Annotated in this window: 23 protein-coding genes and 3 tRNA genes; 18 read left to right on the forward strand and 8 right to left on the reverse strand. The window is 71.6% G+C overall.

From position 1 onward, the window contains the following. Positions 1 to 32 precede the first annotated feature (32 nt). The 4 genes from BR85_RS00600 to BR85_RS00615 all read left to right on the forward strand — a co-directional run bounded on the left by BR85_RS00600 (position 33) and on the right by BR85_RS00615 (position 3,861). Positions 33 to 1,406 carry an FAD-dependent oxidoreductase gene (locus BR85_RS00600; RefSeq protein WP_028496952.1) on the forward strand — a complete coding sequence of 458 codons (1,374 nt, stop codon included), beginning with the start codon at positions 33 to 35 and terminating at the stop codon, positions 1,404 to 1,406. A 181-nt stretch (positions 1,407 to 1,587) separates the two neighbouring features. Continuing rightward, a complete protein-coding gene (locus BR85_RS00605; RefSeq protein WP_028496951.1) occupies positions 1,588 to 2,415 on the forward strand; it encodes a DUF559 domain-containing protein in 828 nt (275 codons plus the stop codon). 140 nt (positions 2,416 to 2,555) lie between these two features. After that, positions 2,556 to 3,524, forward strand: coding sequence for an alpha/beta hydrolase (locus BR85_RS00610; protein WP_028496950.1), 969 nt, complete (start codon positions 2,556 to 2,558; stop codon positions 3,522 to 3,524). A 46-nt stretch (positions 3,525 to 3,570) separates the two neighbouring features. After that, complete coding sequence (locus BR85_RS00615) at positions 3,571 to 3,861, forward strand: hypothetical protein (protein ID WP_155947982.1); 291 nt, start codon at positions 3,571 to 3,573, stop codon at positions 3,859 to 3,861. 7 nt (positions 3,862 to 3,868) lie between these two features. On the opposite strand, the gene BR85_RS00620 is transcribed toward BR85_RS00615, so the two are convergent. Beyond that, positions 3,869 to 4,357: a YajQ family cyclic di-GMP-binding protein gene (locus BR85_RS00620; RefSeq protein WP_028496948.1), complete on the reverse strand. Its 489-nt coding sequence runs from the start codon at positions 4,355 to 4,357 to the stop codon at positions 3,869 to 3,871. A gap of 78 nt (positions 4,358 to 4,435) precedes the next feature. On the opposite strand from BR85_RS00620, the gene BR85_RS00625 reads away from it, so the two are divergent. From BR85_RS00625 to BR85_RS00645, 5 genes are all read left to right on the forward strand, one after another. Next, positions 4,436 to 4,936 carry an FBP domain-containing protein gene (locus BR85_RS00625; RefSeq protein ID WP_028496947.1) on the forward strand — a complete coding sequence of 167 codons (501 nt, stop codon included), beginning with the start codon at positions 4,436 to 4,438 and terminating at the stop codon, positions 4,934 to 4,936. Between the two features lie 73 nt (positions 4,937 to 5,009). After that, positions 5,010 to 5,094: transfer RNA gene (locus BR85_RS00630), tRNA-Tyr, on the forward strand. A gap of 123 nt (positions 5,095 to 5,217) precedes the next feature. After that, positions 5,218 to 6,141, forward strand: a complete 924-nt coding sequence (locus BR85_RS00635) for a VOC family protein (RefSeq protein ID WP_028496946.1) — start codon at positions 5,218 to 5,220, stop codon at positions 6,139 to 6,141. Beyond that, complete coding sequence (locus BR85_RS00640; RefSeq protein ID WP_036273026.1) at positions 6,141 to 6,770, forward strand: alpha/beta hydrolase; 630 nt, start codon at positions 6,141 to 6,143, stop codon at positions 6,768 to 6,770. Before BR85_RS00635 ends, BR85_RS00640 begins: the two co-directional genes overlap by 1 nt. Beyond that, a complete protein-coding gene (locus BR85_RS00645; RefSeq protein WP_028496945.1) occupies positions 6,767 to 7,801 on the forward strand; it encodes an LLM class flavin-dependent oxidoreductase in 1,035 nt (344 codons plus the stop codon). Before BR85_RS00640 ends, BR85_RS00645 begins: the two co-directional genes overlap by 4 nt. A gap of 1 nt (position 7,802) precedes the next feature. On the opposite strand, the gene BR85_RS00650 is transcribed toward BR85_RS00645, so the two are convergent. Then, positions 7,803 to 8,306 carry a MarR family winged helix-turn-helix transcriptional regulator gene (locus BR85_RS00650; protein WP_051526381.1) on the reverse strand — a complete coding sequence of 168 codons (504 nt, stop codon included), beginning with the start codon at positions 8,304 to 8,306 and terminating at the stop codon, positions 7,803 to 7,805. Between the two features lie 96 nt (positions 8,307 to 8,402). Here BR85_RS00650 and BR85_RS00655 point away from each other — a divergent pair, with 96 nt between their 5' ends. Further along, entirely contained in the window at positions 8,403 to 9,026 is a 624-nt protein-coding gene (locus tag BR85_RS00655) for an NADPH-dependent F420 reductase (protein ID WP_028496944.1), read from the forward strand. A gap of 308 nt (positions 9,027 to 9,334) precedes the next feature. After that, positions 9,335 to 10,279: a hypothetical protein gene (locus tag BR85_RS00660; protein ID WP_051526380.1), complete on the forward strand. Its 945-nt coding sequence runs from the start codon at positions 9,335 to 9,337 to the stop codon at positions 10,277 to 10,279. A gap of 3 nt (positions 10,280 to 10,282) precedes the next feature. Here BR85_RS00660 and BR85_RS00665 read toward each other — a convergent pair whose 3' ends face one another. Beyond that, a complete protein-coding gene (locus BR85_RS00665; RefSeq protein ID WP_028496942.1) occupies positions 10,283 to 11,842 on the reverse strand; it encodes a phytoene desaturase family protein in 1,560 nt (519 codons plus the stop codon). Between the two features lie 32 nt (positions 11,843 to 11,874). Here BR85_RS00665 and BR85_RS00670 point away from each other — a divergent pair, with 32 nt between their 5' ends. The 4 genes from BR85_RS00670 (at position 11,875) to BR85_RS00685 (ending at position 14,327) form a co-directional block, all read left to right on the forward strand. Then, positions 11,875 to 12,666, forward strand: coding sequence for an inositol monophosphatase family protein (locus tag BR85_RS00670; protein WP_028496941.1), 792 nt, complete (start codon positions 11,875 to 11,877; stop codon positions 12,664 to 12,666). A gap of 217 nt (positions 12,667 to 12,883) precedes the next feature. Further along, positions 12,884 to 14,095: a M23 family metallopeptidase gene (locus BR85_RS00675; protein WP_081782804.1), complete on the forward strand. Its 1,212-nt coding sequence runs from the start codon at positions 12,884 to 12,886 to the stop codon at positions 14,093 to 14,095. 63 nt (positions 14,096 to 14,158) lie between these two features. Then, positions 14,159 to 14,230 (forward strand) — tRNA-Thr (locus BR85_RS00680). 23 nt (positions 14,231 to 14,253) lie between these two features. Next, positions 14,254 to 14,327, forward strand: a tRNA-Met gene (locus tag BR85_RS00685). 64 nt (positions 14,328 to 14,391) lie between these two features. On the opposite strand, the gene BR85_RS00690 is transcribed toward BR85_RS00685, so the two are convergent. Next, positions 14,392 to 14,883, reverse strand: coding sequence for a DUF2231 domain-containing protein (locus BR85_RS00690; protein ID WP_028496939.1), 492 nt, complete (start codon positions 14,881 to 14,883; stop codon positions 14,392 to 14,394). Between the two features lie 95 nt (positions 14,884 to 14,978). On the opposite strand from BR85_RS00690, the gene BR85_RS00695 reads away from it, so the two are divergent. From BR85_RS00695 to BR85_RS00705, 3 genes are all read left to right on the forward strand, one after another. Next, a complete protein-coding gene (locus BR85_RS00695) occupies positions 14,979 to 15,485 on the forward strand; it encodes a sigma-70 family RNA polymerase sigma factor (RefSeq protein ID WP_028496938.1) in 507 nt (168 codons plus the stop codon). Beyond that, positions 15,482 to 16,162, forward strand: coding sequence for an anti-sigma factor family protein (locus BR85_RS00700; protein ID WP_028496937.1), 681 nt, complete (start codon positions 15,482 to 15,484; stop codon positions 16,160 to 16,162). Before BR85_RS00695 ends, BR85_RS00700 begins: the two co-directional genes overlap by 4 nt. A 66-nt stretch (positions 16,163 to 16,228) precedes the next feature. Continuing rightward, positions 16,229 to 16,738 (forward strand): COG4315 family predicted lipoprotein, encoded by a 510-nt coding sequence (locus BR85_RS00705; protein WP_028496936.1) that lies wholly within the window; start codon positions 16,229 to 16,231, stop codon positions 16,736 to 16,738. Positions 16,739 to 16,771: 33 nt separating this feature from the next. Here BR85_RS00705 and BR85_RS00710 read toward each other — a convergent pair whose 3' ends face one another. The 4 genes from BR85_RS00710 to BR85_RS00725 all read right to left on the reverse strand — a co-directional run bounded on the left by BR85_RS00710 (position 16,772) and on the right by BR85_RS00725 (position 22,425). Then, positions 16,772 to 18,184 (reverse strand): MBL fold metallo-hydrolase RNA specificity domain-containing protein, encoded by a 1,413-nt coding sequence (locus BR85_RS00710; protein ID WP_051526373.1) that lies wholly within the window; start codon positions 18,182 to 18,184, stop codon positions 16,772 to 16,774. A 75-nt stretch (positions 18,185 to 18,259) separates the two neighbouring features. Further along, positions 18,260 to 19,150: an aldo/keto reductase gene (locus BR85_RS00715; RefSeq protein WP_028496934.1), complete on the reverse strand. Its 891-nt coding sequence runs from the start codon at positions 19,148 to 19,150 to the stop codon at positions 18,260 to 18,262. A gap of 91 nt (positions 19,151 to 19,241) precedes the next feature. Further along, entirely contained in the window at positions 19,242 to 20,996 is a 1,755-nt protein-coding gene (locus tag BR85_RS00720; protein ID WP_028496933.1) for a glycoside hydrolase family 35 protein, read from the reverse strand. Between the two features lie 82 nt (positions 20,997 to 21,078). Beyond that, entirely contained in the window at positions 21,079 to 22,425 is a 1,347-nt protein-coding gene (locus BR85_RS00725) for an ABC transporter substrate-binding protein (protein ID WP_028496932.1), read from the reverse strand. Between the last annotated feature and the right edge of the window lie 20 nt (positions 22,426 to 22,445).

Raw genomic sequence — 22,445 nt, forward strand, 5'->3', positions numbered from 1 at the left:
CGCTCGCCCGGCACCACCCTCGGAAGGACCCCATGACCAAGCTCAGGCTGGCCATCGTCGGCGCCGGACCCGCCGGCATCTACGCCGCGGACATCCTGCTGAAGGCGGAGCGGAAGTTCGACGTGTCGATCGACCTCTTCGACCAGCTGCCCGCCCCGTACGGGCTCGTCCGCTACGGCGTCGCGCCCGACCACCCGCGCATCAAGGGCATCATCACGGCGCTCCGGGATGTGCTCGACCGCGGTGACATCCGCATCTTCGGCAACGTGCGCTTCGGGGAGGACATCACCCTCGACGACCTCAAGCAGCACTACCACGCCGTCATCTTCGCCACCGGCGCGATCCGCGACGCCGACCTCGACATCGCCGGCATCGACGCGGCGGGGTCGTACGGTGCGGCGGACTTCGTCAGCTGGTACGACGGGCACCCCGACTTCCCGCGCGAGTGGCCGCTGGATGCGGCATCCGTCGCGGTGCTCGGCAACGGCAACGTCGCGCTCGACGTCGCCCGCATGCTCGCCAAGCACCCCGAGGACCTGCTGCCCACCGAGATCCCGGACAACGTCTTCGAGGGCCTCAAGGCATCGCCGGTCACCGACGTGCACGTCTTCGGCCGCCGGGGCCCCGCGCAGGTGAAGTTCACGCCCCTCGAGCTGCGGGAGCTCGGCGAGCTCCGCGACGTCGACATGGTCGTCTACGACGAGGACTTCGACTACGACGAGGCGTCGCGCGCGGCGATCGCATCGAACAAGCAGGTCATGGTCATCGACCGCGTACTGCAGTCGTGGCGCCAGCGCCCGAGCGTCAACAACGCCGGCGGCGAGGCCAGCCGCCGCCTGCACCTGCACTTCTACGCGAAGCCCGTCGAAGTGAAGAAGGATGCCGACGGACGCGTGGCGGCGCTCGTGTACGAGCGCACGCGACCCGACGGGGAGGGCGGCGTCGTCGGAACCGGCGAGTTCCGCGAGGTCCCGGTGCAGTCGCTGTACCGCGCCGTCGGCTACTTCGGCTCGCCGCTGCCCGGCGTCCCGTTCGACAAGCGCCACGGCGTCATCCCGAACCACGAGGGCCAGGTGCTGCGCAAGGACTCCAACGAGCGCGTGCCGGGCGTCTACGCCACCGGCTGGATCAAGCGCGGACCGGTCGGCCTCATCGGCCACACGAAGTCCGACGCGATGGAGACGATCCGCCACCTCATCAACGACCAGGGGTCATGGTGGCAGCCCGTGGACCCGTCGGAGGAGGCGATCCCGGCCCTCCTCGCATCGCGCGGCGTGCGCTGGACCGATCTCGAGGGCTGGCACCGCCTCGACGAGCACGAGGTCGGGCTCGGCGCCCCGCAGGAGCGCGCCCGCGTCAAGGTCGTCGACCGCGACGAGATGGTCCGGGTCTCCCGGGGCGAGTAGTCGGGCGCGGGCCCGGGCGCGGTGCGTCCGAATTGGCCGGATCCGACCTCCGCAGCGCACATCTCCTCCCGAGCGCCCCGTCGCAGCTTCCTCCCCAGGCGGGGGATGCGGCGGTTTCGCCACGGATGCCCGGCTGGCGACGCGCGCAGCCCGCGCCCCAGCCACTCTGGAGGGATGCCGGATGCCGGATGCCGTGGCCCAGGTGCGCAGTCGCGGTGGCGTCGCGCGGACAAGCACGCTGAACCGCAGTGGCGTCGGGCGCCGCGAGGTCGAGCGGCTCGTGCAACGAGGTCACCTCGTACGCGTGAAGCCGACACCGGATGCCGATGCGCTACTGGTCTCCTGCGCGCGAAGCAACGTCGTCCTGACCTGCGTCACGCAGGCCCGCCGCCTCGGGTTGTGGGTGCTCTCCGACGATGCCCGGTGCCATGTCGCGGCGCCGCCGCACGCCGGCCGGGCGCCGACGTCGACGGCCATGGTCCACTGGGCGCGCCCGGTCGTGCCGCGGCATCCGGACGCGCTCGCCGACCCCATCGAGAACGTGCTGGCCGCGGTCGCGGCGTGCCAGCCGTTCGAGTCCGCGCTCGCGGTCTGGGAGTCCGCCCTGCAGAAGGGTCTCGTGCGCCGGGAGCTCCTCGGCCGCCTCGCACTCCTGGCATCCGCTCGGCGACTGCTCGACGAGGCCGAGGTCTGGTCCGACTCCGGCCTCGAGACGCTCGTCGTCCCGAGGCTGCTCTGGCTCGGCCTGCCGCTGCGGCGGCAGATCTGGATCCACGGGCACCGCGTCGACCTGCTCATCGGCGACCGCCTCGTCCTGCAGGTCGACGGCGGGCACCACGTCGGAGCGCAGCGCGCGGCGGACAATGCGCACGACGCCGCCCTCATGCTGCTCGGGTACCACGTCATCCGCATCGGCTATCGGCAGGTCATCGACGGATGGCCGGAGGGCCAGGAGCTGATCATGCGCGCCGTGGCGCAGGGACTTCACCGGGCTTCGGGGAGGAGATGACACCAGGGGAGGACGAAAACGCCGAACTCGACCTCCCTACGCGTCATCTCCTCCCGAGGCGTCCCGGAGCGACGCCGCGAGCCGAGGGCAGGGCTGGGTAGGGAGGGGCTGGATCGGGCACCCCCCGATAGGCTGGCGCCATGGCGTCCGCGTGGGGTCCCGACATCCTCGGTGGCTCGTTCCGGCAGCGCACCCTCCCGCTGGACGACGACGGCAGCGGCGAGCTCGTCGCCACGCTGGTGCGCCGGCTGCCGAACCCCGTGGCATCCGCTCTGCAGCCGCTCGGGGATGTCGACGTGCTCTACGTGCACGGCTGGTCGGACTACTTCTTCCAGACCGACCTCGCACGATTCTGGAATCGGCTCGGCGCGCGCTTCCATGCCCTCGACCTGCGGCGCTACGGGCGGAGCCTCCGCGAGGGACAGCGGCCCGGATACGTCACGTCGCTCGACGAGTACGACGCCGACATCGAGGCCGCGCTCGACGCGATGCCCGGCCGGGGCCGGCGCCGCCTCGTGCTGATGGGCCACTCCACCGGGGGGCTCACGCTCACCCTGTGGGCCGCGCGGCATCCCGGCGTGGCATCCGCTCTCGTGCTGAACAGCCCCTGGCTCGAACTGCAGACCGGCGCGTTCGCGCGCCAGGCGCTCGCCCCGCTCGTGCAGGCTCGGGCGCGCATCGACCCGCTCGGGCCGCATCCCGGCGTCGATCTCGGCTTCTACAGCCGCGCGCAGCGCGAGCTCGGCACCCACCCGAATGGGCCCGAGGCGTGGCGGCCGGAGCGGGGGTTCGCCACGCACCCGGGCTGGCTCGCGGCCGTCATCGCCGGCCATTCCCGCGTCGCGACCGGCGTCGACGTCGGCTGTCCCGCGTTCGTGCTGCTGTCGACGACGTCCACGAACCCGTTCTCCTGGGGCGAGCACATGACGTCGGCGGATGCCGTGCTCATGGTCGATGACATCGCGCGGGCGGCCACCCGGATCGGCCGCGATGTCTCGATCGCCCGCATCGAGGGCGCCATCCACGACGTCTTCCTCTCGGCCCCTGAGCCGCGAGCCGCCGCCTTCGCGCAGCTGCGGCGCTGGCTCACCGCCGGCACCCTCGACTGATCGTCCACCCCGCGGCCGTATGCTGAAGTCGGCACAGGAGGCCCTGATGGACGACACCTCGGAGTGGCTCGAGCGGGTGACCGGCGACCCGCTCGCGGGAGCGGTGCGCGGCGAGGTCGAGGTGCTCACGGCATCCGAGCCGGCGCGGCGCGGCCGCTACCAGGAGTGCCGGCTGGAGGTGCGCGTGACGGCGCCGGACCGCGAACCCGTGACGATGGCCGTGGATGCCGTGTTCCCGCGCAGTCGCTGGCCGCGGCCGGGCATGGTGCTGCCGGCGCGGGTGTCGCGGGCGGACCCGCCCGCCGTCGAGGTCGACTGGGAGCGGATGCCGGTCTGAGCCCGGCTCAGCGGTAGTTCGTGAACTGCAGGTCGACGTCGAGGTCGGCCGCCTTCAGCAGGCGCTGCACTTCCTGCAGGTCGTCACGGCTCTTGGACTGCACGCGCAGCTCGTCGCCCTGGATCTGCGACTTGACCGACTTCGGTCCCTCGTCGCGGATGATCTTCCCGATCTTCTTCGCGATCTCCTGCGAGATCCCCTCCTTGAGCGTGGAGGTGATGCGGTACTCCTTGCCGCCGGCGACCGGGTCGCCCGTCTCGAGGCTCTTCAGGGAGATGCCGCGCTTGATGAGCTTGGACTGGAAGACGTCGAGGACGGCCTTGGCGCGCTCCTCGCTGTTCGCCTTGATGAGGATGGCTTCGCCGCTCCACTCGATGGACGCGTCGGTGCCCTTGAAGTCGTAGCGCTGCTCGACCTCCTTGCGGGCCTGGTTGAGGGCGTTGTCCGCCTCCTGGCGGTCGATCTTGGACACGATGTCGAAGGAGCTGTCAGCCATGGCGCCGATTCTAGCCGGGACCCCCCTGCCGGGGCGCGACCCCGACCCCACCCGTCCGTGGGTTCGTAGACTGTCGGGATGCAGGCCCTGACCGAAGAGCAGGTGCGCGCGGCACTCGTGAACGCATCGCCGGACGAACAGGAGCGGCTCGCCGTTCCGCTGGACTTCCCCCTCGTCGACTGGGATCACCTCGACTTCCTCGCCTGGCGCGACCCGCGCACGCGCGGTCGCGGCTATGTGCTGACGGAGCTCGGCGGCCTGGTGACGGGCATCGTCCTGCGGGCGACCGACGGCTCGGGGCACGGCAGACCCGCGCTGTGCAACATCTGCCACACGATGCAGCCTGGCGATCAGGTCGCGCTGTTCACCGCGCGCCGGGCGGGGGATGCCGGCATCCGCGGCGACAGCGTCGGCACGTACGTCTGCGCGGACCTGTCGTGCCACGAGAACGTGCGGCTCGCGGCGCCGCTGGCACCCAACGAGATCCGCGCCTCCGTCGACCGTCGCATCGACGGCACGCGACGCCGCGTGGAGTCGTTCGTGGAGCGCGTCGCGGCAGGGGCGGAACGCGTGGTTTGAGCGGTCCGCCGCGGCAGGTAATATGGATGATCGCGCCTCCGGTCGACTGCACAAGCCGGGCGGGTGCGCACCCGGCGAGTTACCCAAGCGGCCAAAGGGATCTGACTGTAAATCAGACTGCACTGCATTCGGGGGTTCGAATCCCTCACTCGCCACCACACCCAAGAGCCGCCGGAGAGATCCGGCGGCTCTTCGCATTCCTCCGGCATCCGCGGGAATGAATCGTCGGCCCATACAGTTGTAGATACAACAGAACATCCGCCGCACTCCCGGAGAAAGCCATGACGAACCCGCAGACCGCGACCCCCGACCGCACCCTCGACGCGCAGACGGGGATGGACGCCGTCACCCTGCGCGTCGGCGACCTCGAGCTCATGTCGTCCTACTACGCGAACGCGCTGGCGCTCGAGCCCCTCGAGGAGCGCTCCCGCGGCGCCGAGGTGCACCGCGTGCTCGGGCGAGGGACGACGCCGATGATGCGTCTGGTCGGTACGCCCGGACTCCCCGCCGTCGACCCGCGCCAGGCGGGCCTGTTCCACACCGCGTTCCTGTTCGACGATGCGCCCGCGCTCGCCGCGACAGTGCTCCGCGCCGCGCAGGACCCGCGCAGCCGCTTCACCGGCTCGAGCGATCACCTCGTCAGCGAGGCGTTCTACTTCACCGACCCGGAGGGCAACGGCATCGAACTCTACGTCGACCGCGCCCGCGACGCGTGGCAGTACGTCAACGGCGAGCTGCAGATGTCCACGCTCTACCTCGACCCGAACGAGTACCTGCAGCGGCATCTGACCGAGGATGCCGTCAACGGCGTCGCCGCGGCCGCCGGCAAGGTCGGTCACGTGCACCTCCAGGTCGGCGACATCCCCACGGCACGCGCGTTCTACGTCGACGCGCTCGGATTCGAGACGACCGTCACCGGCTACCCCGGCGCCCTCTTCGCGTCCGCCGGGGGCTACCACCACCACGTCGCCATGAACACGTGGAACAGCGGGGGAGCGGGTCCGCGGGCCGCCAGCCTGGGCCTGGGCGACGTCGCCATCACGGTCCCCACCCGGGACGACCTCGACGCGCTCGCCGCGCGACTGACCCACCACAAGCTCGCCTTCGCCGATCACGGGCGTCGCATCGTGCTGTCCGACCCGTGGGACACCCAGGTCACCGTCGCCCTCCCCGACGACTCCGTCGACGACATCCTCGCCCGCTGATGCTGCACGCCGTCACCTCTCCGGACTGGGAAGACGCCCGCCCCCCGGCGGTCGCCGTGTTCCTGCACGGCTACGGCTCGAACGAGCGGGACCTGGTCGCACTGGCCTCCGCGCTGCCGGCCGGAGTGCCCTGGGCGTCGCTGCGCGCACCGATCGCGCTGGCGCCGGGCGCGCACGCCTGGTTCCGCATCACGGAGCCCGGCAACCCCGACCCGGCAGCCGTGGGCGCCGCGACCGTTGCGATCTGGTCGTGGGTGGATGCGGCGCTTCCCGCCTCGGCTCGGGTCGTGCCGATCGGGTTTTCGCAGGGCGGCCTGATGGCATCCCAACTGCTCCGCACGGCACCGGAGCGCGTCCTCGCGCCCGTCATCCTCGGCGGCTTCGTCCAATCGGCGGTGCAACCCGCCGACGAGGCGCTGCGGCAGTCCCGCCCCGCCGTCTTCTCCGGCCGCGGCGACCAGGACCGGGTCATGACCGCGGCCGCCGTCGAGTGCACCGAGGCCTGGCTGCAGACGCACGCCACCGCGACCGCGCGCACCTACACGGGCCTGGCGCACGGCATCGACGCGCGCGAAGCGGCGGACGTGCGCGCGTTCCTGGCCCAGCAGCTCACGGCTGTCGCACCGTGACCGCCGCCGCGCCGTTCGAGATCGGCATCTTCACCTTCGGTGAGCTCACCCGTGGCGCGGGCGGAGCGGGGGATCCGCGTGCCCGTCTTGAGCAGATCCTGGAATGGGCCCGGGTCGCCGACCAGGCCGGCCTCGACGTGTTCGGCGTCGGCGAGCACCATCGGCCCGACTTCGCGGTCTCCTCGCCGCAGATGGTCCTCGCGGCCGTCGCGCGGGAGACGGACCGCATCCGGCTGACGAGCACCGTCACCGTGCTCTCCAGTGCCGATCCGGTGCGCCTCTTCGAGGAGTTCGCCACTCTCGATCTGCTGAGCGGCGGGCGGGCCGAGCTCACCGCCGGGCGCGGCGCGTACGTGGAGTCGTTCCCGCTGTTCGGGCAGGACCTGCGCCGCTACGACGAGTACTTCGACGATCGCCTCGACCTTCTGCTGTCCGTGCGCGCGGAGAACCCCGTGACCTGGTCGGGCACGACCCGGGAGCCGCTCCAGGATGCCGGCGTCTGGCCGCGCCCCCTCCAGGAGGAGCTGCCGGTGTGGATCGCCGTCGGCGGCACGCCGGAGTCGGCGGTCCGGGCCGGCGCGCTCGGCCTGCCCACGTACCTCGCGATCCTGGGCGCCCCGCGGCGCTTCCGTGACCTCGCCGCCCTGCACCGCGACGCCGCCGCCGCTGCCGGGCATGCGGCCCCGAAGCTCGGCGTCACCTCCCACTTCTTCGCGGCCCGGACGACGCAGGAGGCCCGGGACGCGTTCTTCCCGCACTACGCCGCGTACTTCGCCGAGAACATGCCGCGCGGCGGCGTGCTCGATCGGGCGACGCTGGACACCTGGGCAGGCCCGGACGGGGCGCTGTTCGCGGGGAGCCCGGCCGAGATCGTGGACAAGATCCTGTGGGAGCACGAGATGCTCGGTCACACGCGCTTCCTCGCGCAGGTCGGGCTCGGCGGGCTCAGCCAGCGCGACACGCTCCGCTCGATCGAGCTGCTCGCCACGGAGGTGCTCCCGGAGGTGCGCCGCGCCGTGGCGGCCGGCTGACTCAGGCCGAAGACGCCCGCTGCGCGGCCGCGAACCCGACGCGGTTCTGCGGGTCGAGGCGTTCGACGAGCGGCTCCAGCACTCCGACCAGGGCCGTCAGCTCGGTCGGTGACAGCCGGTCGATGACGAGCTGCTTCACGAGCGCGATGTGGGCGGGGACGGCGCGGACCAGCTCCCGGCGCCCCGCGGTCGTCAGGTGGACGTTGACGACCCGCGCATCACCGTCTCCGCCGAGACGCTCGACGAGTCCGCGCTCGGCCAGCTTCCCGACGACGCGGGACAGGCGCGGCATCGTGGCGTTCACCGCCGCCGCGAGATCCTTCGTCCGCAGCGCGGCGCCGTTCGCCTGCTGCAAGGTGCTCAGCACCATGAACTCGAAGTGCGTGATGCCCGAGTCGGCCTGCAGCTGCGCGTCGAGGGCCGCCGGGAGCAGCTCCGACGTCCAGACGAGCGCGAGCCACGCTCGGGACTCGAGCTCATCCATCCGCGGAACCTGGTACGCCATGACCATCCGAGTCTATCGGCGGGAATAGATGTATCTACAACCATGTTGGATCAGACAGTTGCACCTGCAACTTTCTACTACGTGGAGGACGACATCATGGCAAACATCTCCGTCATCGGAACCGGCAACATGGGCTCGGCGATCGCGGGCATCGCGGCGAAGGGCGGCGCCTCCGTCCAGATCGTCGCCCGCGACGCGGCGAAGGCGCAGCAGCTCGCCGCGCAGGTCGGGGGCACGTCCGCGGCCTTCGGCGACGCGCTCACCGGCGACATCGTCGTCCTCGCGCTGCCCTACCCGGCCCTCGCCGACGTCATCGCGACCTACGGTTCGCAGCTCGAGGGCACGACGGTCGTCGACGTGACGAACCCGGTGGACTTCGCGACGTTCGACGGACTCACCGTCCCCGCCGACTCCTCCGCGGCGGCAGAGCTGCAGGCCGCGCTGCCCGGCGCGAAGGTCGTCAAGGCGTTCAACACCAACTTCGCCGCGACCCTCTTCTCCGGCGAGGTCGGCGGCGTGCCGACGACCGTCGTGATCTCGGGGGACGACGAAGCCGCGAAGGCGCAGCTCACCGAGGTCATCTCGGCCGGCGGCGTCTCGGTCGCCGACGCGGGAAGCCTCAAGCGCGCGCGTGAGCTGGAGGCCGTCGGCTTCCTGCAGATGGTGCTCGCCGTCCGCGAGCAGGTCGCCTGGACCGGCGGGTTCGCCGTCCGCGCCTGATGCGTCCGGGCGGCCCCGGGTTCCCGGGGCCGCCCGCCGCGGCGTTCGTCCGCGCCGAACTGCGGGTAGGCCGCGCCTTCACCCGCACGTCGGCGCGGATGAACCTTCGCCTCAGGATTCATCCGCGTCGACGTGCGGGTGACGTGGTCCCGCACCCGCCATTCGGCGCGGATGAACATCCGGCGCGGATGACCTTTCGCCGCGGGCCAAACGCGTCGGCCCGGGTACCTGGGGACTGCTCCCGCGCCGGGTCGGCCGTCATGCCAGGATGGAGGCCACGCGCACCCGCGACGGTGGAAGGACGCCCGATGACCGAACCGATCACGTCACCGAACTCCAGCAAGCTCCTGCGCTCCTCGATCTGGGTGGCGATCGGGGCGCTCATCGCCGCGGCCATCGTGTGCGTCGTGTGGGTGCTCATCGGCGACGCGAACGGCATGGTGGGCAAGGCCTTCCTGACGATCCTGCTGCTCGCGGGCTTCGCCGGCATCGCGATCCTCGAGGCCCACCTCGCCCCGCGCCGACCGGCCTGGTTCGCCCTGGCGAGCATGGTCAGCTGGGTGCTGATCCTCCTGCTGGGCGCCTTCCTCATCTGGATGCCGGAGCGCGACGAATACTTCGGCGACGGCGCCGAGCGGTTCATGAAGTTCCTGCTGATCGTGCTGATCGTCCAGGCCGCACTGCTGCACGTCCGGCTGTTCTCCAAGGCGCATGCCCGGCACGAGACGACGTTCACGACGATCGTCACCTACGTCACGATCGCGCTCGTCGTCATCCTCGCGGTCATGCTCATCGTCCCGCTCATGGTCGAGGAGTACGTCGACTTCCTGCCGCTGTACTGGCGCGTGGTCGTCGCGCTCGCGATCCTCGCTGCGGTCGGCACGGCGCTCGTGCCGCTCGTGAACGCGCTGTTCGCGCCGAAGAAGGAGCGCCCCGCGCCCGTCGCCGCTTCCTACGCCGGCGCGCCGGCCGCCCTGCAGTGGCCGACGTACGGCGACGGCGCCACGCCGCTGCCCGTCATGCCCGACGGCAGCCCGGACTGGAACGCGTATTACACCGGCCATCCGACCTACCCGCAGGGGTACCCCGCCGCGATCGCCGGTCAGCCCGCACCGTTCGGCGCAGGCTCGCCGTCGACGCCGGACCAGAGCCCTGACCAGGCCCAGCACCAGGCCCAGAACCAGGCCCCGCAGGGCTCGCAGCCCTGGTACCAGGGTTACCCGCCCCCGCCCCCGCCGCCGCCTCCGCAGTAGGGATCAGCGCCCGAGCATCTCCAGTGCGGCCATCGCCGCGTTGTGGCCGCCGATGCCGCTGACCGCGCCGCCGCGGCGTGCCCCCGACCCGCAGACGAGGATCCGCGGGTGCGCCGTCTCGACACCCCAGCGCTGCGCCGGGGTCTCGAGCGCATCATCGTCGCCGGCCCACGGCCAGCTGAGCGGGCCGTGGAAGATGTCGCCCCCGGCCATCGCGAGCGACCGCTCGAGGTCGCCGGTGGTCCGCGCCTCGATGCACGGCGTGCCGTCCGGCGCCTCGTACAGGCAGTCGGCGATCGGCTCCGCCAGCACCGAGTCCAGCGATCGCTGTGCGGCGGCGAGCAGCTGCGTGCGCACCGTGTCGGCATCCGCACCCGCGACGAGGCGGTGCGGCACCTGCAATCCGAACAGGGTGAGCGTCTGCGCGCCGGAGGCGCGGAGCTCGGCGCCGAGGATCGAGGGGTCGGTCAGCGAATGGCAGTAGATCTCGGCGGGGAGCGGATCCGGGATGCGCCCCGCCGACGCGGCGTCGTGCGCGGCATCCAGCTGGGTCATCGTCTCGTTGATGTGGAACGTGCCTGCGAAGGCCGCCTCCGGGCCGACGGACTCGTCGCGGAGCCGGGGGAGGCGGGAAAGGAGCATGTTGACCTTCACCTGCGCGCCCTCGGGCCGACCGCCCGGCGTCGGCGACCCGAGGAGCCCCTCGAGCACCGCCGGGCCGACGCCGCTGAGGATGAGCCGTCCCGCGATGACGGCGCCGTCCTCCAGCGTGACCTCGCCGTCCGGGGACACGGACGAGACCACCGCGCCGGTGCGGAGCTCGGCGCCCGCCGCACGCGCCGCGTGCTCGAGCGCGCCGCTGACCTGCCCCATCCCGCCCACCGGAACGTCCCAGTCGCCCGTCCCGCCGCCGATCACGTGGTACAGGAAGCACCGGTTCTGGCTGAGCCAGGGGTCGTCGGATGCTGCGAACGTGCCGATGAGCCCGTCGGTCAGTGCGATGCCGCGCGCCAGGTCGGTCTCGAAGGAGTCGCGGAGGAGGCCGTCGAGCGGGCGCCGGGTCACGGCATCCCACAGGTCGGTGTCGGGCGCCTCCGCGCGCGCCTCCGACTCGCGACGCAAGGGCTCCGTCACCGTCGGGAAGAGCGCGCCGGCCAGCGGCTGCAGGCGTTCGTAGAACGCGCGGAACCGCTCCGACTCCCGGGCATCTCCGGTCGTGCGGACGAAGCTCGCCGCGGTGGCCGCGGCATCCCCGTTGTCGACCAGGATGCCGCGACGCGGATCGGCGGGATCCGGCGTGTAGGAGGAGTACCGGCGACGGCGCAGATCCAGTCTCAGGCCGAGGTCGTCGATGATGCGGCGGGGGAGCAGGCTCACGAGGTACGAGTAGCGCGACAGGCGCGCGTCGACGCCGGCCCAGGGCCGCTCCGACACGGCGGCACCGCCGAGATGATCGAGCCGCTCCAGCACGATCACGCGCTTCCCCGCGCGGCCCAGATACGCGGCGGCGACGAGGGCGTTGTGCCCTCCGCCGACGATGACGACGTCGTACGGTGCGGTCATGCCACCACGCTAGTGCGCGTACCGTGAGAGCCATGGTGGATGCGCACGAGCTGCTCGAACTGGCCCGCGACATCGCTCGGGAGGCCGGGGCGCTCGCCGTCCGCCGGCGCCTCGAGGGCGTCGAGATCGCCGCGACGAAGTCGGCCGTCGCCGACATCGTGACGGCTGCCGACCGCGAGGTCGAGGCTCTCATCCGCCGCCGGCTCGCCGAGGAGCGGCCGGGCGACGCCTTCCTCGGCGAGGAGTCCGGCGCCGAGCGGGGCAGCACCGAGGTCACGTGGGTCGTCGACCCGATCGACGGGACCGTGAACTACGCGTACGGCATCCCGCACTTCGCCGTCAGCATCGCCGCCGTCGCGGGCGAGCCGGTCCCCGCCGAATGGATGCCGCTGGTCGGCGTCGTGTTCGACCCGTCGCATGACGAGCTCTTCCACGCCGTCCGCGGCGGGGGTGCCTGGCTCGGCGGCCAGCGGCTCGCGGTCTCGGGGCCCTCCGCGGCCGGTGCGCTGCTGGCCACCGGGTTCGGGTACGACCCTGCGACCCACGAGGGCGACCTGGCGCGGGTGCGCCGTGTCATGCCGCTCGCCCGCGATCTCCGCCGCGCCGGCGCGGCTTCGCTGGACCTGGCGTACGTCGCCGCCGGGCGCCTCGACGGCTACTTCGAACGAGGCCTGCACCCGTGGGACCACGCCGCCGGCGGCCTGCTCGTCACGGAGGCCGGCGGAGTCCTCGGCGGAGAGCCGCACGGAGCCCCCGGCCGGGACATGACGATCGCCGCCGGAGCGGAACTTTTCGAGCAGATCACACGCGCGGTATATCGGTAGGTCGCTCATGGCGCTCTCAGGATTGTCGCGGTAGTGTTTACCCGATCGTTACCTTTGCACCCGAAGCGAAGAACGGTCTAGACCCCCCGAAACACCCGCTTACCCGAGCGGCCGACCCGAGAGCCAGCATTTGACCCTCGACGCCCATGTGGCTGACAGCGCGCCCACGCGCCGCAGCCGTCGCCCCTCCGCGCCCGCCCCGGCGTCGCAGGGTGCCATGACGCGTGCCGAATGGCGTCGACTGATGGCCGAGATGGACGGCGCGGCGGGTGTCGAGACCGCTCCGGGCGCCGACCGGGCCGAGGGGTCCTCGATCTCCCTCGCCGAGACGGTCCTGGCGGAGGTCCTCGTCGAGAGCCTGCAGGCCGAGGTGGCCGGGGCCGAGGTCGCCGTCGCCGCCGCGGCACACAGTGCGCTGGCTCCCGCTGCGCCGGCGCGACGCCGGGTCCGCGCCGAGCAGGCGCCGTCGGATGCGCCGGCGGATGCGGACACCGGGAATCCCGCGGGCGCCGCCTTCACCGCCGCTTCCGAGCAGACGGGCGAGCAGGACGACTGCCTCGTCGACGAGTTCGAGCGCGCCGCGCGCCTCTTCTCGTTCACCGCCGAGGTTCCCGTCCAGCGCGCCGCGAGCAGCGCCGCCGAGGCCGACGCGCAGCCCGTGAGCGCGGCATCCGTCGCCCCGGCGGCCGCATCCCGCCGCTCCACGTTCAAGCGTGTCGCCGCCGCATCCTTCTCCCTCGGCGTCATGGGCGTCGTCGGCCTCCTCGCCGTGGGGATCACGACGCCGGCCTCCGCGGTCGCCGCCGTCAGCGACGGCTCGGCAGACCTCACGGTCGCCTCCCACGTCACCGAGGTGGCCCAGGACGAGATCCAGGCGTACGTCGCGGCATCCGACACGCAGTCCGACGCCCTCAACCGGCCCGAAGCATACGACGTCGCCTCGATGGCCGACATCGCCGCGGCCTCCGGCGTCACGGAGTTCGCCGGCACGTGGGTCAGCGACCCGACGGCGCCGATCCAGTGGCCGTTCCCGGTCGGCGTGCCGATCTCCGCCGCCTACGGCTCGGGGTCCTACCTCGCGCAGTTCTCCTCGCCGCACCGCGGGGTCGACCTGACCCCGGGCGCGGGCGCGGAAGTGCACGTGATCGCGAACGGCACCGTGCGGATCGCGACCGAGGGCGGCGGCGACTACGGCGTGACCGTCGTCGTCGACCATGTCGTGGACGGCCAGCCGGTGTCCACCCGTTACGCGCACATGCAGTACAACTCGCTGAAGGTGAAGACCGGCGACCGCGTGTCGACCGGGGACGTGCTCGGCCTGGTGGGTTCGACCGGCAAGGCGACGGGCGCGCACCTGCACTTCGAGGTGCTGCTCGGCACGACGCGCACCGACCCGATCGCGTGGATGTACGAGCACACGAAGGGCTGATCGAGTACTGAGGGATGCCGCGCCTCTGGTATCCTGTTCTGGTTGCCCGCACGCGGGCAGCACGCCCCGATAGCTCAGTGGCAGAGCACTTCCATGGTAAGGAAGGGGTCGTCAGTTCAATCCTGACTCGGGGCTCGTAACACCTCCATGTGTCACGCGGCAGGGTAGCTCAGCTGGTTAGAGCGCACGACTCATAATCGTGAGGTCGCGGGTTCAAGCCCCGCTCCTGCTACAGATCAAGACCCCCGGATTTCCGGGGGTTTTGTCGTGTCGGGGAGTCGCCGAGCCCGCCCGGCTCAGCCCAGCGAACCCCACACCGCGCGCGAGCCGGACTCCCCGGCGAGCACGACGACGACCACGCTGCCCACTGCGGCGACGACGGCGAGGACGATCAGCGCGATGTCGATCGCGCGCGCGGCGGTGCGCGCGGACTCCGCGAACCGCGCGCGGAGTCGGCGGTGCCACACCCATTGCCCCGCCGCGACGACGAACAGGGCGATCGCCCACGGCATCAGCATCCGGCCGAAGCCCTCGTGCCGTTCGACGGCGGGAAGCGGCCCCACCGTCTCCTTCAGGGACTCGCCCGCGAGCACCGTGACCGGCACGAGGACCAGCACCACGAGCGCGGCGATCGGCGTCACGAGGCCGAGGCGTGTGCGCGCGGCAGGCCACAGCGCGCCCAGCACGAGCGCGAGCGCGGTCAGCGGCACGAGGATGACCACCGCGTGCACGACCAGGGGGTGAAGGGGGAGGCCGGACACCTCGAGAGCCGTCTGCGGAAGGTTCATACTCGGACCACGGAGTACGGGTCCATCTGGTTCATCCTCCGTCCGGATGAACCGGCGGGGCGCGTATCTCGTGACCTCTTCGAGGGAGGTGACCGATGCCCGTGGACGATGCGGCGCGCCTCACCGCGCTCTACGACGCGCACGCCGGATCGGTGTGGCGGTACGTCGTGCACCTGACGGGGGACCGCACCGGGGCAGACGACGTCGTGCAGGAGACGCTGCTGCGGGCATGGCGCAGCCCCCGCATCCTGGAGCAGGATCCCGCCACGATGCGGTCCTGGCTGTTCACGGTGGCGCGGCACCTCGTCATCGACGAGGTGCGCAGTGCGCACCACCGGCACGAGCAGGCCGTCTCCGAGCTGCCGGAGCGGGCGCGCAGCGACGACACGGACGCCCTCTTCGAGGCCATCCTCATCGAGGAGGCGCTCGCCACGCTCACCCCCGAGCATCGCGCCGTGATCGTCACCGCCTATTACGGCGGCCGCAGCATCGCGCAGGCCGCCGTCGAGCTCGGTGTCCCCGAAGGCACCGTCAAGTCCCGGCTGCACTACGCGCTGCGCGCGCTGCGGCTGGCGTTCCAGGAGAGGGGGGTCACGCAATGAACGTGGAGCACCCGCAGTACGCGGAGTGGGATGCGGCCTATGTCCTGGGGGCGCTCTCGACCTCCGAGCGGCACCTGTTCGAGGCCCACCTCGCGGACTGCGCCCTGTGCCGTTCCGCCGTCGCCGATCTCGCCCCGACCGTCGGCCTGCTGTCGCGGGTCACCGTGGACGCCGTGACGCGCCTGGACGAGCACGGACCGGATGCCGGCGGCCCCGCGGCGCTGATCTCCCTTGCCCGCGAACGCCGACGTCGCAGACGCCGCAACGGGTGGATCGCCGCGGCTGCCGTCGTCGCGCTCATCGTCCCGGCGGCGGTCGGCGCGTCCCTCGCGTTGGGTTCGGCCACCCGGCCGACCACCTCGTTCGCCCTCGAGGAGGTGCTCGATGTGTCGCTGGAGGCGTCCGTGCGGCTCACGGACGTCGCCTGGGGGACCCGGGTCGAGCTGGATTGCCGCTATCCCGCGGGAGACGTCGAGGCTCCCCCCGGGGGCTGGGTGTACGCGCTCGCTGTGATCGGGCCCGCCGGGGACGAGACCGTGTCGACCTGGCGCGCAGGACCCGGCACGACCTCGACCCTGAGCGGGGCGACGGCGCTGGCCGTCGACGAGATCCGCGCCGTGGAGATCCGGACGGCCACCGGCGAGGTGCTGATGCGCCGGGATCTCCCGGTGGGGTGAACCATTCCCGGTCCGCTGTCGTGTCACCGGAGGGCCGCGTGCGCGGCCGGATCGGAAGGATGTGCCATGCGGATCAGACACGCCGCGGGGGCCGCCGCCCTCGCGCTCCTGCTCGCCCTCGCGGGCTGCAGCGGCTCGACGACAACCGGAGGGGACGGGGCGTCGTCCTCGCCGCCCGACTCCAGTCCGAGTGCCGAACCCACAGACGACGGAATGTCCTCGGATGCCGCTCTCATGCCCGCCGAGTCGTCCCTCGGGACGATCGTCGTGGATGGGGAAGGCATGACGGTGTACATGTTCGACAACGACACGCAGGGGACGGCCACGAGCGCCTGCACCGGCCAGTGCCTCGCGAACTGGCCGATCGTCACGACGGAAAGCGCCACGCCGGCCGTCGACGGTGTCACGGGGGAGGTCGCGACGATCGACTCGCCGGACGGGAAGAAGCAGATCACCCTGAACGGCTGGCCGTTGTACTACTTCGCCGGTGACTCGGCCGCTGGAGACACTGCCGGCCAGGGTGTCAACGGCGTCTGGTGGGTTCTCTCACCCGCGGGGGAGAAGATCGGCGGCTGATCGGGGCACGCATCGGGCGTCGCGGAGACCCCCTCACGGCGAGGACGGCCCGGGCAGGCCCACCGTCGCCAGATGCTCGGGCACGCGGACGTTCCAGCCGAGCTCCCGCTTGATCCGCGCGCGGAGGGCGTCCGCCGCGGCCGGTTCGCCATGCGTGACATAGACGACGCGTGGCGGTGAGGCCGTCGCGCGCATCCAGGTGAGGATCCCCTCGGCATCCGCGTGTGCCGACATCGTGTCGATGGAGACGACTTCGGCGCGGATGGGAACGTCCCGTCCGAAGATCCGCACCTCGGTCGCACCGCCGAGGAGGGCGGACCCGCGGGTGCCGCCGGCCTGGAAACCGGTCAGCACGACGGCGTTCCGCGGGTCGGGGCCGTAGGCCGTGAGGTGGTGGAGTATCCGCCCGCCGGTGAGCATGCCGCTCGCCGAGATGATGATCATCGGCCCTCCGCGCAGGTTGAGCAGCTTCGACTCGTCGACGGTGTGGACGGGCGTGGCCAGCTCGTACAGCCGCCGCACATCGGACGGGGACAGCCGGTGCTGATCGGGATGCCGTGAGTAGACGTCCGCGACGCTGACCGCCATCGGGCTGTTCAAGAAGATCGGCACGTCGGGGATCTCGCCCCGCTCGCGGAGCCGGGACAGGTGCAGCAGCACCGTCTCGGTCCGGCCGACCGCGAACGCGGGGATGAGGACGACGCCGCCCCGGCGCACGACCCGTCGGACCACGTCGCCCAGCACGTGTTCCGGGTCGACCTCGCCGTGGTGCCGGTCGCCGTAGGTGGACTCGGTCACGAGGACGTCGGCCGGCTCGAAGGGATGCGGCGGTCGCATCAGCGGGTCGTCGGAGCGGCCGAGGTCGCCGGTGAAGTGCACGAGACGGTCCGAGACGCGCAGGCGCACGCCCGTGGCGCCCAGGATGTGGCCGGCCGGGACCAACCGGACGGCGACGCCCGGACCGAGCGAGCGCTCCTCGCCTTCGGGGAGGACCTCGAACCGGTCCAGAGCCCGCTGGGCATCCGCCTCCGTGTACAGCGGCCGCGGGTCGGCGTGCGAGGACCACGAGTGCCTCGCGGCGAAGCGGGCCTCCTCCTCGAGCAGATGACCGCTGTCGGGCAGCATGATCCGGCACAGCTCGAGGGTGCCCTCGCTGGCGTAGATCCGCCCGGCGAAGCCGTCGCGCACCAGCGCCGGCAGATAGCCCGAATGATCCAGGTGCGCATGACTGACGACGACGGCGTCGACGGAATTCGGGCGCACCGGGAACGGAGCCCGGTTCCGCTCACGGAGCACCTTGAACCCCTGGAAGAGCCCGCAGTCCACCAGCATGCGGAAAGGCCCGTTCTGCACGAGGTACCGAGAACCGGTCACCGAATCCGCCGCGCCGAAGAACGACAGGGTCGGGGAATCGGTGCCGCGCGGCGCGGCCGTCACGTCCTTCATGACCTCAGCCTGTCGGCCGCCCGCTGGCGGGGGCGGGACCATCGTCACGTCGGCTTCACTCGAAGCCGCAGACCCTCAGACCTCGATGCCGACGCTCGCCGAGCACCGGATGAGCTCGTCCTCGCTCAGGCGCAGATCGGCGGCCTTCGCCGAATCGACGATCGACTCCGGACGGCGGGCACCGGGGATCGGGACGACGATCGGGCTCAGCGAGAGCTCCCACGCGAGCACGACCTGCTGCGGGCTCACGCCGTGCCGCTCGCCGATCTCACGGAAGACGGTGAAGCGGTCGCCGACGGTGCGGCCGCCGCCGCCGGTGCCGCCGAGCGGGCTCCAGGGCAGGAACGCGATGCCGTGGGCGTCGCAGTACCTCAGCTCCCCGTAGCTGCCGGGGTGACGCGGCGAGAACTCGTTCTGCACGCTGGTGAGGTTGCCCTCGCCCAGCACCTGCTGCGCGATCTCGATCTCCTCGACGCTCGCGTTCGAGATGCCGACGGCGCGGATGAGGCCCTCGGCCTGCAGGGTCTTGAGGTTCTCCATGATCTCGCCGTAGACCATCCAGCGGTCCGGGCGGTGGTACTGGTACAGGTCGATGACGTCGACGCCGAGGTTCTCCATCGACCGCTCGACCGCCGAGCGCAGGTAGGCCAGGGAACCGTCGCGCCCGAAATCCTTCTCCGCGGTCCGGGTGATGCCGCCCTTCGTCGCCACGAGGATGCCGGAGGTGTCCCCGTCCCAGGAACGCAGCGCGTCCCGCACGATGCGCTCGTTGTGGCCCATCTCCTCCCACGAGGGGGCGTAGATGTCGGCGGTGTCGATGAACGTGACGCCGGCCTCCAGCGCGGCGTGCACGGTCGCGATGGCCTCCGCGCGCTCCGGGTAGACGCGGTCGTTGTTCATCGACATGGGCATTCCGCCGAGGCCGATCGCGGAGACGGTGAACTCTCCGATGTTGCGCTGGTTCAAGGTGGCCTGCTCCAAGATGACTCCTCTGTGGCTGAAACGTCCGTCTGGGGCGTCGCGTCCATCCACTCTCTCAGACGCCCGGCGCGCGCGGTCAGAAGTCGGTGTGGCCGAGATCCGGCCGCGCCGCGAACCGCACCGCGGCGCGCGCGGCGTGCAGTTCGAAGACGATGAGCTCGTTCGTGCCGGCGCGCAGTACCGGCGCGGGGACGTAGAGCGTGTGCTGCGGTCCGCGGGACCAGTACCGGCCGAGGTGGAATCCGTTGACCCACGCGACGCCCTTGCCCCACGACGACGTGTCGAGGTAGAGGTCGGCCGCCTCGTCCAGTTCGAACCACGCGCGCGCGAAGGAGGGGCCCGCCACCGCGGCGCCGTCCCACGGACGCAGCGCCGTGCGGACTGCATCCGGGGATTCGAGCTGGAGCGCCAGCACCTGCCACTCCTCGACCCCGTGTCCGCCCGCCCGCACGTCGCCGATGAGACCCTTCGGCTCACCGATCCGTGGACCGTAGTTGACCCGGCCCTGGTCTTCGACCAGCAGCTCGAGGGTTCCGCGCGCGTTCACCGGCAGCGCGAGCGCGGTGTCATGGTGATCGCGCGCGAGCGTGCCCACCGGCGCGCCGTTCAGCGAGACGAGGGCGCGGTCCCGCACTTCGCCGACCTCGAGCGCGGCGGCGCCGTCGAGGGCGATCTCGGCGCGGTACAGCGCGAAGCCGCGGTACGCGCCGAGCGCGTCCATGGTCGGCGCCTCGTCGTGGCGGCTCCAGGTGCCGAGCGCGTCGACGATGTCGCCGAGTGCGACCGCCTCCGTGAACGCCGCCGCCGGCGTCGGGGCCGCGGCCGGCTCGCCCGGGACCTCATCCGGCACGTCGGCGTACTTCGCGATCACGTCGCGGAAGGCCCAGTACTTGGGGGTCGGCGCGCCCGCCTCATCGAGCGGGGCGTCGTAGTCGTAGCTCGTGACGAGCGGCTGGTAGACGCCCTTGTCGTTCGCGCCGTTCGTGAGGCCGAAGTTCGTGCCGCCGTGGAACATGTAGAGGTTGACCGAGGCGCCCGCCGCGAGGAGCTCGTCGAGGTCGGCGGCGGACTGTGCGACGGAGGTCGTGTGATGGTGGGCGCCCCAGTGGTCGAACCAGCCGTCCCAGAACTCCGCGCACATGAGGGGCCCGGTGCTCTGGTGCTCGCGCAGCGTCGCAAGACGCTCCGCGGAGCGCGACCCGAAGGACGCCGTCTTGTGCAGGCCGGGGATGCTGCCGGCTTCGAGCATCTCGGGGGTGGGCTGGTCGACCGTCGTGAACGGGACGGTCAGTCCGACGGCGCGGTTCATGTCGACGAGGTTCTCGAGGTAGGCGTCATCCGAGCCGTACGCGCCGTACTCGTTCTCGATCTGCACCAGGATCACGGGGCCGCCGCGGTCGATCTGCCGCGGGACGAGCACCGGCGCGAGCTGCTGCAGGTAGCGCTCGATCGCCGCGAGGTACTGCGGCTCGTTGCGACGCACGCCGACACTGCCGGACCGGAACAGCCAGGCCGGCAGTCCGCCGTTGTCCCACTCGGCGCAGATGTACGGGCCCGGGCGCACGATGGCGTACATGCCCTCCGCCGCGACCTCGTCGAGGAACCGGCCCAGGTCGAGGCCTCCGGTCAGGTCGAACACGTCCTCGTGCGGTGCGTGCGCGTTCCACGCGACGTACGTCTCGATCGTGTTGAGCCCCATCTGCCGGGCCTTGCGGATGCGGTCGCGCCACTGGTCCGGGTGCACGCGGAAGTAGTGCAGCGCGCCGGCGAGGATGCGGAACGGGCGGCCGTCGAGCTCGAAGTGCTCGTCGCCGATGCGGAAGTCGGGCATGCGGCCCTCCAGGGGGGAGAAGAAGACAGGGGGAGGCCAGGGTGCGGCGGCCCGGGAGCCGCCGCACCCTGCAGGGGCGGGCTTACTCGACCGTGAAGCCCTGCTGGTTGCCGTAATCGACCAGCTGGTCCTGCCAGGCCTGCAGACCCTCGTTGAGGTCGCCGGAGTTCAGGTAGGACTGGCCGACGGTGTCGCCGAAGATGCTGTTGGCGTACACCTGGTAGGGGAGGTACTGCCAGCCGCTGGGCACATTCTTGGCGGCATCCACGAGCACCTCGTTGATCTTCTGCCCGCCGAAGTACTCCGGCGCCTTGGCGAGGAACTCGTCCGACTCGAGGTCGGCGGTCGTGGCGGGGAAGCCGCCGGAGGCCAGGAACACCTCGATGGATGCTGGGTCGGCGTTGAGCCACTTGAGGAACGCCGCCGCGAGCGCGGGGTTCTTGCTCTGCTTCAGGACGACCTGGCCGCCGCCGCCGTTCTCCGCGGTCACGGGCGTGCCGTCGTAGGTCGGCATGGGCGCGACGCGCCAGTCGCCGGCGGCGTCGGGCACCGACGACTCCAGCACGCCGGGCATCCAGGCCCCGGTCAGCAGCGTCGCGATCGAACCGTCTCCGAGCGCGCGGTACCACTCGTCGCTCCAGCCCGGGGTGGTGGCGAGCAGGCCCCCGTCGACGAGACGGTTCCAGCTCTCCGCCCACTTCTTCGACCCCTCGTCCTGCAGGTCGATCGTGACGTTCGCGCCGTCCGCCGTGAACGGCCGGCCCCCGGCCTGCCAGATCATGCTCGTCGTGAAGCCGGCGTCACCGGTGTCTGAGGTGATGTACGCGTTCGGGTCGGCGGTGTGCAGCTTCTCCGCCGCGGCGACGTACTCGTCGTAGGTGGTCGGCACCTCGATGCCGTACTTCTCGAAGACGGTCGCGTTGTAGAACATGGCCATGGGGCCGGAGTCCTGCGGCAGCCCGTAGACGGCATCCCCGACGGTGACGGCGCCCCACGGGCCGGGCGTGTACTGCTCTTCCAGGTCGCCGAAGCCGTACGGCGCGAGGTCGACGAGGGAGTCGGAGAGGGCGAACTGCGGGATGGCGTAGTACTCGACCTGCGCGACGTCGGGGGCGCCGGAGCCCGCCGTGATCGCGTTCTGCAGCTTGGTGTATTCCTCGGTGTTCGTGCCCGCATTGACGAGCTTCACGTCGACGTTCGGGTACGCGTCCTCGAACGCGGCGACCTGCGCTTCGGCAGACGGCGTCCAGCTCCAGTAGGTGATCTCGCCGCCCTCCTCGAGGGCCGCCTCGAGCTCGTCGGCGCTGCCGCCCGGCTCGTCGGCGGGGGTGCCGCTGGAGCTGCAGCCGGCCAGCGTGAGGCCGAGTGCGACGACGGATGCTGTGGCCACGGCGATCGTGCGTCGCCGTGAGCGGGTGATGGTCGACATCATTGTTTCCTTTCGGGATT

Origin of the sequence: Microbacterium sp. UNCCL10 (genome assembly GCF_000746195.1) — a bacterium.
Lineage (GTDB): Bacteria > Actinomycetota > Actinomycetes > Actinomycetales > Microbacteriaceae > Microbacterium > Microbacterium saccharophilum.